The sequence below is a fragment of the Streptomyces sp. genome, from assembly GCF_031181555.1.
GTDB lineage: Bacteria > Actinomycetota > Actinomycetes > Streptomycetales > Streptomycetaceae > Streptomyces > Streptomyces fimbriatus.
The window spans coordinates 35,206-48,431 of record NZ_JAPSKQ010000002.1 but is presented as its reverse complement, the minus strand read 5'-3'; the positions used below and the strand labels follow the sequence as shown (position 1 = coordinate 48,431).

14 protein-coding genes are annotated in these 13,226 nt (G+C 73.6%); 4 read left to right on the top strand and 10 right to left on the bottom strand.

Annotated features, from left to right (window positions below; all coding sequences use genetic code 11):
- The first annotated feature begins 9 nt into the window (after positions 1 to 9).
- Positions 10 to 720 carry a ribonuclease H gene (locus tag RIM90_RS00800; protein ID WP_309058517.1) on the top strand — a complete coding sequence of 237 codons (711 nt, stop codon included), beginning with the start codon at positions 10 to 12 and terminating at the stop codon, positions 718 to 720.
- On the opposite strand, the gene RIM90_RS00795 is transcribed toward RIM90_RS00800, so the two are convergent.
- Entirely contained in the window at positions 721 to 1,542 is an 822-nt protein-coding gene (locus tag RIM90_RS00795; RefSeq protein WP_309058516.1) for a tyrosinase family protein, read from the bottom strand.
- A 34-nt stretch (positions 1,543 to 1,576) separates the two neighbouring features.
- Entirely contained in the window at positions 1,577 to 1,936 is a 360-nt protein-coding gene (locus RIM90_RS00790; RefSeq protein WP_309058515.1) for a tyrosinase cofactor, read from the bottom strand.
- A 346-nt stretch (positions 1,937 to 2,282) separates the two neighbouring features.
- Between RIM90_RS00790 and RIM90_RS00785 the strand changes: the two genes are divergently transcribed.
- On the top strand, positions 2,283 to 3,266 hold the full coding sequence (locus RIM90_RS00785) for an aldo/keto reductase (RefSeq protein WP_309058514.1): 984 nt from the start codon (positions 2,283 to 2,285) through the stop codon (positions 3,264 to 3,266).
- 30 nt (positions 3,267 to 3,296) lie between these two features.
- Here RIM90_RS00785 and RIM90_RS00780 read toward each other — a convergent pair whose 3' ends face one another.
- Positions 3,297 to 3,635 carry a hypothetical protein gene (locus RIM90_RS00780; protein ID WP_309058513.1) on the bottom strand — a complete coding sequence of 113 codons (339 nt, stop codon included), beginning with the start codon at positions 3,633 to 3,635 and terminating at the stop codon, positions 3,297 to 3,299.
- Between the two features lie 165 nt (positions 3,636 to 3,800).
- On the opposite strand from RIM90_RS00780, the gene RIM90_RS00775 reads away from it, so the two are divergent.
- A complete protein-coding gene (locus RIM90_RS00775) occupies positions 3,801 to 4,298 on the top strand; it encodes a DUF6328 family protein (protein WP_309058512.1) in 498 nt (165 codons plus the stop codon).
- 20 nt (positions 4,299 to 4,318) lie between these two features.
- On the opposite strand, the gene RIM90_RS00770 is transcribed toward RIM90_RS00775, so the two are convergent.
- Both RIM90_RS00770 and RIM90_RS00765 read right to left on the bottom strand, forming a co-directional pair.
- Positions 4,319 to 4,744, bottom strand: a complete 426-nt coding sequence (locus RIM90_RS00770; protein ID WP_309058511.1) for an SsgA family sporulation/cell division regulator — start codon at positions 4,742 to 4,744, stop codon at positions 4,319 to 4,321.
- A gap of 139 nt (positions 4,745 to 4,883) precedes the next feature.
- The gene (locus RIM90_RS00765) at positions 4,884 to 5,855 is read right to left on the bottom strand and encodes an LLM class F420-dependent oxidoreductase (RefSeq protein WP_309058510.1); all 972 of its coding nucleotides are present in this window, start codon (positions 5,853 to 5,855) and stop codon (positions 4,884 to 4,886) included.
- A 71-nt stretch (positions 5,856 to 5,926) separates the two neighbouring features.
- Between RIM90_RS00765 and RIM90_RS00760 the strand changes: the two genes are divergently transcribed.
- Complete coding sequence (locus RIM90_RS00760; RefSeq protein WP_309058509.1) at positions 5,927 to 7,414, top strand: serine hydrolase domain-containing protein; 1,488 nt, start codon at positions 5,927 to 5,929, stop codon at positions 7,412 to 7,414.
- Here RIM90_RS00760 and RIM90_RS00755 read toward each other — a convergent pair.
- The 5 genes from RIM90_RS00755 to RIM90_RS00735 all read right to left on the bottom strand — a co-directional run bounded on the left by RIM90_RS00755 (position 7,406) and on the right by RIM90_RS00735 (position 13,214).
- Positions 7,406 to 8,992, bottom strand: coding sequence for a serine/threonine-protein kinase (locus RIM90_RS00755; protein ID WP_309058508.1), 1,587 nt, complete (start codon positions 8,990 to 8,992; stop codon positions 7,406 to 7,408). The genes RIM90_RS00760 and RIM90_RS00755 overlap by 9 nt on opposite strands.
- A gap of 167 nt (positions 8,993 to 9,159) precedes the next feature.
- Positions 9,160 to 10,119, bottom strand: coding sequence for a threonine/serine dehydratase (locus RIM90_RS00750; protein ID WP_309058507.1), 960 nt, complete (start codon positions 10,117 to 10,119; stop codon positions 9,160 to 9,162).
- Positions 10,120 to 10,229: 110 nt separating this feature from the next.
- Complete coding sequence (locus tag RIM90_RS00745) at positions 10,230 to 11,255, bottom strand: polyprenyl synthetase family protein (RefSeq protein ID WP_309058506.1); 1,026 nt, start codon at positions 11,253 to 11,255, stop codon at positions 10,230 to 10,232.
- Positions 11,252 to 12,304: a tetratricopeptide repeat protein gene (locus RIM90_RS00740; protein ID WP_309058505.1), complete on the bottom strand. Its 1,053-nt coding sequence runs from the start codon at positions 12,302 to 12,304 to the stop codon at positions 11,252 to 11,254. The genes RIM90_RS00745 and RIM90_RS00740 overlap by 4 nt, the downstream gene beginning before the upstream one ends.
- A 232-nt stretch (positions 12,305 to 12,536) precedes the next feature.
- Positions 12,537 to 13,214 carry an AIM24 family protein gene (locus RIM90_RS00735; protein ID WP_309058504.1) on the bottom strand — a complete coding sequence of 226 codons (678 nt, stop codon included), beginning with the start codon at positions 13,212 to 13,214 and terminating at the stop codon, positions 12,537 to 12,539.
- Positions 13,215 to 13,226 lie beyond the last annotated feature (12 nt).

Below are 13,226 nucleotides of genomic sequence, written 5' to 3'. Positions count from 1 at the left end.
GTCCATGGCATGATCGGGCGCATGCGTGAACGTGTTGTGGCCGCGTGCGACGGGGCTTGCAAGGGAAACCCCGGGCCCGCCGGCTGGGCCTGGGTGGTGGCCGACGCCTTCGAGACCCCGGTCCGCTGGGAGGCGGGGGCACTCGGCAGAGCCACCAACAACGTCGCCGAACTCACCGCGCTGGAGCGGCTGCTGGCGGCGACCGACCCGGCCGTGCCGCTGGAGGTCCGGATGGACTCGCAGTACGCCATGAAGGCCGTCACCACCTGGCTGCCCGGCTGGAAGCGCAACGGCTGGCGCACGGCGGCCGGCAAACCGGTCGCCAACCAGGAGCTCGTCGTCCGCATCGACGCACTCCTGCAGGACCGCTCGGTGGAGTTCCGCTACGTCCCCGCCCACCAGGTCGACGGCGACCGGCTCAACGACTTCGCCGACCGCGCCGCCAGCCAGGCGGCCACCCTCCAGCAGGACGCCGGCAGCGAGCTGGGCTCGCCCGAGCCGCCGCCGTCCCCGGACGCCCCGCCGGCCGGCGCCGCCAGGCGCAGGTCCGGCGCGACCAAGGCGTCCCGGCCGCGCGGCGGCGGCTCGTCGTCCCGCACGATCAAGGCGAAGTTCCCCGGCCGCTGCCCGTGCGGCCGCTCCTACGCCGCCGGTGAACCCATCGCCAAGAACGACAAGGGCTGGGGCCACCCCGAGTGCCGGACCGCCGTGAGCACCTGATCAGGCGTCGAAGGTGTAGTGCGGCGTGTGGTCCAGCAGGTCCGCCGGGGTCGTGTCGTGCCACGGCCGCAGGGTCTCGTCCAGGTCGACGACGTCCGGTGTGCCGCCGGCCGGCAGATAGCCGGAACCGGGGTGGCGGCGCTGCCACTCGGCCCACAGCTTGTCGATGTAGGCGTGGTGCAGCCAGAACACCGGGTCGTTGGGGGACACCCCGGTGGCCATCTGCCCGCCGACCCACACATGGACCCGGTTGTGCAGATTGACCCCGCGCCAGCCCTCCAGGTGGTTGCGGAAGCCGTCCGAGCCGCTGTTCCAGGGCGGCATGTCGTACGTGGGCATCGACAGCACGGACTCGACCTCCGCCCGCGTCGGCAGGGTGCGTCCGCCGGCACCGAGCGAGCGTCTGAGATAGGTGCGGCCGTCCACCCGCACGGTGACCGGCCAGTTCCCGGTGGACGCGGCGAACGGCCCGTCCATCACCCGGCCGTCCCGGCTGCGCCCGCTGCCGCCGAGGAAGTCGGGCGCCCACAGCGAGGAGCGCACCGAGTCGTCGGTGCTCCAGTCCCAGTACGGCAGGGCCACCGACGCGTCCACCGACTGCAGCGCCCGCTCGAACTCCAGGAGGAACCTGCGGTGCCAGGGCAGGAAGGACGGCGAGCGGTGTCCCGTCCGCTCGCCGTGGTCGGTGTCGGACACGATGAAGGCGTTGTGGGTGGTGACGAACTCGTCGTAACGGCCGCTGCGCTTGAGCTCCAGCAGCGCGGCGACGAAACGGCGCTTCTCCTCGGCGGTCAGGCTCGCCTGGTTCTTGCGGACGGTCATGTGCGGGGTGCTCCCAACGTGCTTACGGCGATGATCAGTTGGCGGGGAAGGGCAGGAGCGGGACACCCTGCAGCTCGTCCACCGCGGCACGGGCGGCGGCGCGCGGGGTGGGTACCGGGTCGTAGTGACTGACGACGCTGATCCAGCTGCCGTCGGCGTTCCGCATCACGTGCAGTTCCACGCCGTCGACGAACACGGCGTAACCGGACCCGTGGTGGTGATGACCGCCGGCGGCCGGCCGGCCCTGTATCCGGCGGCCCTTGTAGACCTCGTCGAAGCCCGCGGGGGAGCCGTGGGCGGCCCGGGCGGACGGGGCGAGGGCCGGCTGGGCCCCCGCGGCGGCGGTGAGAGCGGCCGCCGCGGTGAGCGCGCGGCGACGGCTGAGTTCCGGCATACGGATCTCCTGGGGTCGGTTCCGGGTCAGGACCCCGCATGCTTACCGTCCGTGCCGGTAACGGGAGAAACGCCCTCGGAGCGGTTGGCCGCGATCCGGGCAATTCCTGTCATGCCGTACGGACTTGAACAAAGATGATCTTGCTGTACGTGCTGGGCACGAGGCGGCGGAACGGAAAATTCCGCCCCGCGCGGGACACCCCGCCGGGTGATCTTTCGCCGGTGGCGCACACCACGTGGTCCGCGTCACGCCGTGAGATTGGCGCGATCCGACGGGGAGCGTGCCCGGGGGACACCATCGGATCGGCGCGTCTGCCGCTCGCCGCGGCGGATGACAGACTGACGCCATGGACGAGCGCACATTCGACAGGTCGGGTCAGCACGCCTCCGTGATCGGTCTCGGCACATGGCAACTCGGAGCGGACTGGGGGGACGTCGACGACAGGGAAGCCCTGGCGGTACTGGAGGCCGCGGCCGAGTCGGGAGTCACCTTCTTCGACACCGCCGACGTGTACGGCGACGGGCGCAGCGAGCGGACCATCGCGTCGTTCCTGAGCGGCCGGCCCGATCTGCACGTGCTGGTCGCCACCAAGATGGGCCGCCGGGTCGAGCAGATCCCCGAGAACTACGTCCTGGACAACTTCCGCGCCTGGAACGACCGCTCGCGGCGCAACCTCGGCGTCGACCGCATCGACCTGGTGCAGCTGCACTGCCCGCCGACCCCCGTCTACTCCACCGACGAGGTCTTCGACGCCCTCGACACGCTGGTGGCGGAGGAGCGCATCGCCGCCTACGGGGTCAGCGTGGAGACCTGCGCCGAGGCACTGACCGCGATCGCCCGGCCGAACGTGGCGAGCGTGCAGATCATTCTCAACCCGTTCCGCATGAAGCCGCTGCGCGAGGTGCTTCCCGCGGCCCGTGCGGCGGGCGTCGGCATCATCGCCCGCGTCCCGCTGGCCTCCGGGCTGCTGTCGGGCAAGTACACGAAGGACACGGTCTTCCCCGAGAACGACCACCGCACCTTCAACCGGCACGGCGAGTCCTTCGACCAGGGGGAGACCTTCTCCGGCGTCGACTACGCGACCGGTGTCGAGGCCGCCGCCGAGTTCGCGGCGCTCGCCCCGGAGGGATACACGCCGGCCCAGCTGGCGCTGCGCTGGATCGTCCAGCAGCCCGGCGTCACCACCGTCATCCCCGGCGCCCGCTCACCCGAGCAGGCCCGCGCCAACACGGCCGCCGCCCGGCTGCCGGAGCTGCCCGAGGCGACGCTCGCGGCGATCCGTGACCTCTACGAGCGGAGGATCAAGGACCAGGTCGAATCCCGCTGGTGAGGCGGGCCGGGGGGGGGAACCACGGGGGAATCACGGCTCCAGGAGCAGTTGCCTCTCCTGCTCCTGGTCGCCGGAGACGGTGCCCTCGTCGCGTGCCGCGAAGGCCCGCGTGAGCGTGTCACTCGCCCGCTGCACCGCCTCCGGGGTGCCCTGCACGGTGACGGTCACCGGCGCCGACAGACGACCGGCGTCCGCGTGCGGGGCCGTGCCCCGTCCCTCTCCGGTGAACGTCGCCACGCGGACCGTGGCCCTCTCGTCGGAGGGCGACTGGTCCGGCGCCCCGAACGCCCCCTCCAGGGTCCGGACGACCGTGCGTGCGTCGTCGGCGTCCCCGCCGCTGAGCGTCACGGTGAGCTGGGTATCGGACATGTGTGCCACGACCTCCTGGCCTCGCTGTCGTCGCCTCGGCGGCATCGCGGTCCGTGTAACCGCGCGCCGCACCCCCAAACCGCGATCCGACCCGGGAGAAGGGCGGTGGACGGGGAACTCTCGGGAACACAGGAGGGCGATGTCGTTCACCCAGGGAGGCGCACCGTGACGGACGCGGAGCAGGGCCGGAGCAGGCGCAGAGGGCGCAACGAGACCGAGGAGGAGAGGGCGGACCGGATGTGGCAGGAGCTGATCCAGGAGGTCCGCGTCGCCCAGATGGGTGTGCAGATCCTCTTCGGCTTCCTGCTGACCGTCGTGTTCACCCCGAAGTACGCGGACCTGTCCGACACGGACCAGGCGATCTACATCGTGACCGTCGTCCTGGGCGCGTGCGCCACCGGCGCGCTCATCGGCCCGGTGTCGCTGCACCGCCTCGTCTCCGGACGGCGCATCAAACCCCAGGCGGTGCAGTGGGCCTCCCGGCTGACCCTGCTCGGCCTCCTGCTGCTGCTCGCCACCACCAGCGCCTCGCTGCTGCTGATCCTGCGCGTGGCGACCCACGACGACTCCGTCCCGTACCTGGTCGCCGGGGTGGTCTGCTGGTACCTGCTGTGCTGGTTCGGCCTCCCGATGTGGACCCGGCACCGTCATACGGCGCGATGAGCGCCGCGCCCGCCCGCGGCTCAGTTCCCCGTGAGCACGTCCGCGAGGAAGTCGTCGACGCGGACCTCCTCGTGCCCCGGCGGGACCAGCCGGTGCGTCTCGTGCAGGAAGTCGCCGATCGTCTGGGCCCAGGCGAACACCACCGCGTGGTGCCGGCCGCCGTCGGCGTGGGCCTCACCGAGGAACTCCATCCGCAGCTCCCGCCCCACACCCCGGGACTCCGGGCGCAGCCGCACGTCCCCGGTCCCCACCGGGCGGGTGAGACCCTCGGCGACCATTTCCCGGTCCAGCTGCCAGCGCGCGAGGACCCGGCCGTCGTGGCTGAAGACGATGGTGACGGCGAACGGGTCGGAGGGGTCGTAACCGAGGTGGGCGAGCACGGGAAAACGATCCGCGACGCCCGCCTGGAGCTCCACCACCAGGGTCTTGTGCACGAACGAGTTCACGAGAGGGCCTCCGGGAAGTACCGACGTAGAGCCCTCTAGTACCCCGAGTTCGCGCACCATGCTCAGCCCTCCGGGTGAATCCTCCGCCCCTTCCCTTCCCACGACCCGGGAAGGGAAGGGGCCCGCGTGCGCTCCGGTGTCAGCCGAAGGCGTCCCGCAGCGCCGGCAGCAGCGTCTTCTCCGACCAGTCCAGGAACCGCGGCTGCGACTCGCCGCCGACCTGCACCAGGGCGATCTCGGTGAAACCGGCCTCCGCGTAGGGGCGGACGGCCTCGACGAAGTCCTCCGGGTCGCTGCCGCACGGGATCGACCCGGAGACGTCGTCCGGCGTGACGAACTGCGTCGCCGACTCGAAGGAGTCCGGGTGCGGCAGCTCGGAGTTGACCTTCCAGCCGTTGCCGAACCAGCGGAACTGGGCGTGGGCGCGCTCGACGGCCGCGTCCCGGTCGGGGTCGTAGCACACCGGCAGCTGCCCCACCCGCGGCTTGCCCTCCCCGCCGTGCCGGTCGAAGGCGTCGAGCAGCTCCGCCTTGGGCTCCGTGGCGATCACCAGATCGGCGAGCCGGCCCGCGAGGGCGCAGGACCGCTTCCCCGAGACCGCGATGCCGATCGGCGGCGGCTGGTCCGGCAGGTCCCACAACCGGGCCGACTCGACGTCGAAGTGGGTGCCGTGACGAGTGACGTGACCGCCCTCGAAGAGGGCACGGATGATCTCCACCGCCTCCTCGAGCATCTCGTGCCGCACGTCCACGGACGGCCAGCCACCACCCACCACGTGCTCGTTGAGGTTCTCGCCCGAGCCGAGCCCCAGCCGGAACCGGCCCTCGGACAGCAACTGCATCGTCGCCGCCTTCTGCGCCACCACCGCCGGGTGGTAGCGGAACGTCGGGCACGTCACGTACGTCATCAGCGGAATGCGCGAGGTGGCCTGTGCGGCGGCGCCCAGCACGCTCCACGCGTACGGCGAGTGACCCTGTGAGCGCAGCCAGGGGAAGTAGTGGTCCGAGGTCACCGAGAAGTCGAAGCCCGCCTCCTCGGCCCGCACCACATGACCGACCAGCTCACGGGGTCCGGCCTGCTCGGTCATCATCGTGTATCCGATTCGCACCATGATGCCCGGGTCCCCGGTCGCGGAACGGGAAAACGGTGGATCACCCGTCGGTGGCCGGGCAGGATCCCTGCATGAGTGCCCGCCCGCTCCCCGCCGCCGCCCCGGCCGTCCAGGGCGTGGACGCGTCCGGCGTCCACGCCTTCCTCGACGCCCTCGAAGCCGCCCCGGACATCGAGCCGCACAGTCTGATGATCCTGCGCCACGGCCACCTCGTGGCCTCCGGGTGGTGGGCCCCGTACACCGCCTCACGCCCGCATCTGCTCTACTCGCTCAGCAAGAGCTTCACGGTCACCGCGGCCGCCCTCGCCGAGGCCGAGGGGCTGATCGACTTCGACGCCCCGGTGCTGTCGTACTTCCCGGAGTTCGAGGCCGACGTCACCCACCCGCGCAGCCGGGCGATACGGGTGCGGCACGTGGCGTCCATGGCCAGCGGCCACGAGGGCGAGACCGTCGACGAGGCGTACGGCGCCGACCCCGCCGAACCCGTGCGCGGGTTCCTGCTGCTGCCCCCGGACCGCGATCCGGGCACGGTCTTCGCCTACAACCAGCCCAACACCTACACGCTCGGCGCGATCGTGCAGCGCGTCACCGGACAGTCCCTCACCGCCTATCTGCGGCCGCGGCTGCTGGACCCGCTGGGCATCGGCGAGGCGCTGTGGCTGCGGGACGGCACCGGCCGCGAGATCGGCTTCAGCGGACTGCACGCCACCACCGACGCCGTCGCCCGGCTCGGCCTGCTGTATCTGAACGACGGGGTCTGGCAGGGCGAACGGCTGCTGCCCGAGGGATGGGTCGCCCGCGCCGCACGCCCGCACATGCCGACCGCCGGGGCCATGGGGGAGCAGGACCGGCAGGACTGGGACCGGGGCTACGGCCACCAGTTCTGGATGTCCCGGCACGGGTACCGCGGCGACGGGGCGTACGGGCAGTTCTGCCTGGTCCTGCCCGAGCACGACGCGGTGATCGCCGCCACGACGGCGACCGAGCGGATGCAGGAGTACCTGAACCTGGTCTGGCGGCATCTCCTGCCCGCCTTCCGTCCCGGGCCGCTCTTCGGCCGGGAGGCCGCGGACAGCGCCCTGCGCGAGCGCCTCGAACGGCTCGCCCTGCCGCCGGCCAAGGGGAGCCCCGTACCGCCGGAGCGGGCGCGGGACTGGTCCGCCGCCCTGTTCACCCCGTACGGCGGGTCCTGCGCCGACCAGCCGACCCTGACCGCGGCCGAGGTCACGGAGGACGCCGACGGCGGCTGGACGCTGTGCCTCACCGACGACGGCCACCGGTTCGGGACGCGGCTCGGCGGGCCGGGGTGGACGACCGCCGAGGAGCCCTTGCCCACCGCCGTCAGCGGCGGCTGGACCGGGGACGGCACCCTCGCCGTGGACGTGGTGTTCCTGGACACCCCGCACCGGCTGACGGTCACGTGCTCCCTCGCGGACCGGACCTTCACGGCCCGCTGGCACACCCGCCCGCTGCACCGGGCGCCCCTGCGCATGCTGCGCTCCCCCAGGCCCCCGGCTCCGCCCGGACAGGGGGGACCCCCGTCGCGCGGCTCAGCCTGAGGCCGGGCGGAACGTCCGCAGGAAGGCCCGCAGCGCCTCCCGGCTCGCGGCGTCGCCCCAGTCGGCGGCCGGCGTCGTCCAGCGCAGCGAGAAGCCGCGCCCGCCGCCCAGGAGGAGTCCACGGCCGAAGGTGCGCAGCCGGCTGCCGTCGGCCTCGGCGTACCACTCCATGTCGGCGGCCTCGCGCCCCTGGTACGTCGTCGCGCGGATCGAGCCGATCCGCTCGTAGCCGCCGGACCGCTCCAGGCGCGGTTCCACATCGTCCCGCCACACGGCCACGGCGTCCGGCCCCACGCGCTCGCTGTAGGTGACGGCGAGCGTGCGTGGATCCCCGTCCGCGCCGAAGGTGACACGGTAGGCCAGGCCGGCGGCGCGCGAGGTGCCCAGCCGTTCCCAGCCCTCGGGCAGCGCGACGGAGAAGCCCTCCGGCGCACGGTAGGTCCGGTAGCCGGGCGGGAGAGCCGCCGTGCCCGAGGGGGGCGGGGTGGGGGCGGGCGCGGGCGCGGCCGGCGGCCGGGCGGTCCCCCGGTCGCCGGGCGCCCGCGGACCGCCCGGCGCGGAGGCCGTCGGGGCCGTCGGCGCGGGGGCTGCGGAGCCGGTGCCGGGCAGCCCTTGCGTCGCGGCGAGCACGGCCACCGCCACGGTGACGACGGCCAGGGTGGTGCCGAGGACCATCGTCCGTCCGCTCCACTCCCGGCCGGCGTACCGCGGGGTGGTGTACCCGCCGCGCAGCCGGGGGCCCGGCACGGCCCCCGGGGCGGCCCCGGGGTCCTCGCTGAGCACGCGGGTGAGCACCTCGCGGACCACCTGCCGGGTCAGCCGCTCGCGCGGGTCCTTGCGCAACAGCCCCTGGACGACCCGGGTGAGCGGACCGGCCCGCACCGGTGTGCGCAGCGGCAGCCGGTCCACCCCCTTCAGCGTGGACGCGGGCCGGCCCCGGTCACGGAACGGCGGCCGCCCCTCGAGCATCGTGTAGAGGATCGCGCCCAGCGCCCACAGGTCCGCCGCCGGACCGGTCCGCTCGTCGCGGGCCTGCTCCGGAGCGGCGTACGACGGTGCCGTGAGCCGGGGCACGGACGTCGAGCCGGCCAGACCGTACCCGGTGACGACCACGGGGCCGCCCTCCCGCACGAACACCTGGCCGGGGCTGAGTTCCCCGTGCGTGATGCCCTCGGCGTGCGCGGCGTCCAGCACGTCGAGCAGCTCCAGCGCGATGCGGGCGGTCCGTACGTGGTTGAGGGTGCCCTGCTCGGCGATGACCTCGCCGAGCGGTGTGCCGTCGATCCAGGCGGTGACGGTCCACAGCGAGCCGTCCTCGCCGACGGCGTCGACGACGGTGGCGATCCGGCCGGGGCACAGCCGCGACACGCTCTCGGTCGTCCGCAGGACGCGGGAAGGGACACGGCGCGCGGCGCCGCCCGGATCCTCCGGCAGCCCGGTCCGCGTGACCAGGCACGGACGGCCCGTCTGCAGGTCGTCGGCGTACCAGCAGACGCTGTTGGTCTCGCGATGAGTGATCTCGACCAGCCGGTACCGTCCGCCGACCGACCGGTGCGTGGAGACGTGCGCCCTGCCCATGGCCATCCCTCTTCGAAACCGCTGGTTCCCCCTTTCCCGGAGGTACGGGGGACCGGGCGGGGTCCGTTCAAGGGAGGGCCCGGGAAAATGCCGGTAACCGGTGGTAAGGGAGAGGAGGGGCGCGGGGCGGCGCCACCGTGTGCACCCGTCCGCGCGGGCGAGGACGCTCAGCGCAGCCCGAAGCGGTCCGCCCAGGCGATCATGTCTCCGGTGGTGACGTTGCCCCCGCACACCACCAGCCCGAGCCGGGCCCCCTCGCCGACCCGCTCCAGCACCCGCCGCGCGGCGGGCAGCAGACAGCCCGCGGCCGGCTCCGCCCACACCTTGGCGTGGTCCGCGAGGTCGAGCGAGCCCCGCACCGCCTCCCGGTCCGGCACCACCAGCACCTCGGTGACCAGCTCCGAGACATGCTCGTACGTCAGCCGCGACACGGCCGGAGCGCTGAGCGTGGAGACGATCGAGGACAGCGCGACCGGCACCGGGCCGCCCGCCGCCAGCGCCTCGGACATCGCCTGCGCGCCCTCGGTCTCCACGCCCCAGACCCGCACCCCGGGCCGCAGCGCCCGCAGCGCCGTCGCCACGCCGGCGACCAGTCCGCCGCCCCCGATGCTCACCAGCACGTCGGTGAGGTCACCGGCGTCCGCGGCGAACTCCGTCCCCACGGTGCCCTGCCCGGCGATCACCACGGGGTCGTCGAAGGGATGGACCGGGGTCAGCCCCTCCCGCTGGAGCCGTGGCATGAGCGCGAACGCGCCGTCCATGTCGTCGGTCAGCCGCACCGACGCGCCGGAGGACTCCACGATCTCCACGGACCGGGCGGGCGCCGAACGCGGCATCACCACCGTGGCCTTCACGTCGAGGGCCGAGGCCATGACCGCGAGGGCGATCCCGTGGTTGCCGCCGCTCACCGCCACGACCCCGGCCGCCCGCTCGGCCTCGCTCAGCGACAGCAGCTTCGCCGCCGCACCCCGCGCCTTGAACGAACCGGTGCGCTGCAGCAGTTCCAGCTTCGCGGTGACCGGGACGCCGAGCAGCGCCGACAGCCCGGGGCTCGGCACGGTCGGGGTCCGCACCACGTGCCCGGCGATCCGCTCGGCCGCGGCCTCGATGTCGAGGATCCCGATCACGGCTGCCGCCTCTCCGGCACGGGGGACGTGATCCGTGCCGTGACGAACCCTCACCCGGGAGGACGGCCGAGGTCAACACCGTTCGCCGGGCCGCCGCGGGAGCGGCCGGATCACAGGTCCCGCCGGACCAGGAAGCCGAGCAGCGACCGCAGGTCGGCGACCGCCCCCTCCTCCAGCGGTACGGCGGTGAGCGCGGCCTCGACGGCCGCGAGGTGACGGCGTGCCTCGGTGCGCGCCGCCGAGCGGCCGCCCGCCTGCTCGATCAGCGCGGCCGCCTCTTGCGGATCCGCGCCCGACTCCAGGAGCGCGGCGAGGCGCGGGGCCGCCGGCGTCCGAAGCGCGACCAGCACCGGGAACGTCTTCTTCCGCTCGCGCAGATCGCCGTGCACGGGCTTGCCCGTGACCGCCGGGTCGCCCCAGACGCCCAGGACGTCGTCGACGATCTGGAAGGCGACCCCGAGGTGCCGTCCCGCACGGTCGAGCGCCGCGGACGTCTCCGCGGCGGCACCGCCGAGCACGGAGCCCAGTGCCGCCGCGCACCCCAGCAGCGCCCCCGTCTTGCGCTCGGCCATGACGCGGTACTCGTCCGGCCGCACCCGCTCCGGCCCCGTCCAGGGCCGGGCGGCGAACAGCAGGTCCTCCGCCTGCCCGCGCACCAGATCACCCAGTGCGGCCGACAGGGTCCGGACGGCCGCGGGGCCGCCCGGCCGGGCGGCGAGCGTCTCGACGGCCAGCGCGAACAGGGCGTCGCCCGCCAGGACCGCGGGCCCGGTGCCGTAGGCCTTCCACACGGCCGGGCGGCGGCGCCTGGCCGCATCGCCGTCCATGATGTCGTCGTGCAGCAGGGAGAAGGTGTGCACCAGCTCCACGGCGACCGCGGCGGCCACCCCGGCCCGGCCGGGCGCGCCGGCCGCCTCGGCACCGAGCACGGCCAGCGCCTGCCGTACGCCCTTGCCGCCGGGGGCCGCGGCCGGGGCGCCGCCGACCTCGCACCAGCCGAACGCGTACGCCGCCATCTCGCCGACCCAGGGATGCAGCCGCCCCACGGCCTCCGCCAGCGCGGGCTGCACCAACGCCCGGCAGCGGTCGAGGACCTGGGGAGCGAGGACCGGTGCGGCGGAGCCGAGCGCCGTCACCGGGCGGCCTCCGTCACCGCGTCGGTGCCCACGCCGAACTCCTCCTGGGCCCGCGCGACCATGTCCCGGGCGTGCCTGAGGCCGATCCTGTCCAGTGTCCGCGCCAGACCGGCCAGTTCGGCGGCCGTCTCGCGGGGGTCGCGGCCCAGGCGGGCCAGCGACTTGGCCAGGCCCAGCCGGGAGAGCGCCTCCCCGCGCGGCTCGCTCATGGTGCGGAACTCCTCGAGCGCCCGCTCGTACCACGTGCGGGCCTCGGCGTAACGCCCGGCGCGGTACAGGACGTTGCCGCGCATCTTGTGGTTGTAGGCCAGGGCGCCGGAGAGCTTCATGGCGCGGCACGTCGCCTCCGCCTCGGAGAGCAGAGCGAGCGCGCGCTCGGTGTCCTTGTCCCGCACGGACACCACGTCGGCGAGTCCGCGCAGCGCCCAGGCGTGACCGCGCCGGTCCTCGGCCCGGGCGGCGATCCGAGCCGCCTCCTCGAACAGGGCGTACGCGGTGTCGTGGGCACCGGTGTTGCGGTGCATCTGCGCGATGCCCTCCAGCGCCCAGACGGTGTGCCGGGCCTCGCCGCGCCGCCGGGCCTCGGCCAGGAGCTGCTCGTGCAGCCGGCCGACCGCCTCGTAGTCGCCCTGGATCCGGCCGGTCTCCGCCAGTCCGGCGAGGGAGTAGCCCCGTACGACGACGTCCCCGCCGCGCTCACCGAGTTCGGCCGCGAGGCCGAGCAGGCGGCGGGCCAGGGGGAACGCGCCGCGCTGCCGGGCGAGGGTACCGCCGCTCCACAGCGCCCAGGCCATCGCCGCCACGTCCCCGGCCGCACGGGCCGCGCGGTAACTCGCCTTCCACGCCCGGTCGGCCTCCTCGACGCGCCCCAGCCGGCGGTGCGCCTCGGCCACCGCGAGCCCGGAGCGCGCCGCCTCACCGGGCCGGCCCTCGCGCTCGGCCGCTCTCAACTGCTCGGTACCCGCGGCCAGTACATCGGTCAGGGAGGAGTTCACCGACAGGGTGGTGAGGGCGCCCTGGTATTCCGGGGCGAATGCCTTGCCGTACATCGAAGCCTTTCGGTCCGGACGCACGCCCATGTATGCACTGCGCGTATAAAACATGTGTATATACGGTGTCTATACATGGCGTGTATAGGGAATCGGAAAGATGCCCCGGCCCGGAGGCCGGGGCATCACCTGCTGCCGGTCAAGATGTCGGCGGGGACGGCCGGGTTGCCCGTGAGACGCAGATCACTGCGGGACCGCCGGTCCGGGCGAAGCCGTGAGTCCGGGAGGCCGCTCAGTGCTGCTGTGCCTTCTGCGGTGTCACCTCGCTGGGGCGCACGACGACATGACCCTCGCCCTGCAGCACCAGCTGCACGGCCTCCCCCGACCCGCCGCGCAGCATCGAGCCGAGCGACTGCGAACGGTGCAGCGAGGTCGCCAGGCCCGCGGTCCAGCCGACGACCGCGTCCGTGTCCACGTACACGGGGTACTGCGGCGAGACCGGGATGACCAGCGGATCGCCCTCACAGACCAGTCCCAGTCGGCCGTGCCCGGTGAAGACGCTGTTGAACAGGCCGCCGCCGGTGATGCCGGCCCCCTTCACGGTCGCGATGCGGTACGACAGCGTGGAGTCGAAGCACAGGACGTTGCGGCCGTTGACGGTGAACTCGTCGCCGGGGTCGACCTCGACGATGAAGCAGTTCTGCGCCTCGTGCGCGAACCAGGCCTCGCCCTGTCCGCGCACCGCCATCAACGGCAGGCCCTCGCCGGTCACCGCTCGCTTGAGCATGCCGCCCACGCCCTGGCCCTTGCGCTCGAACTGGAGATTGCCGCGGTAGGCGACCATCGCGCCCTGCCGGGCGAGCATCTCGCCGTTCACCGCGTACCTGAGGCACTTGGCGTTCTGGACCGTCATGCCCGGAGCCGTGGCGGGCTGCACCATGTGCCGACTGGAAAACAGGTCACCCTTCATGGGGGCATCCTC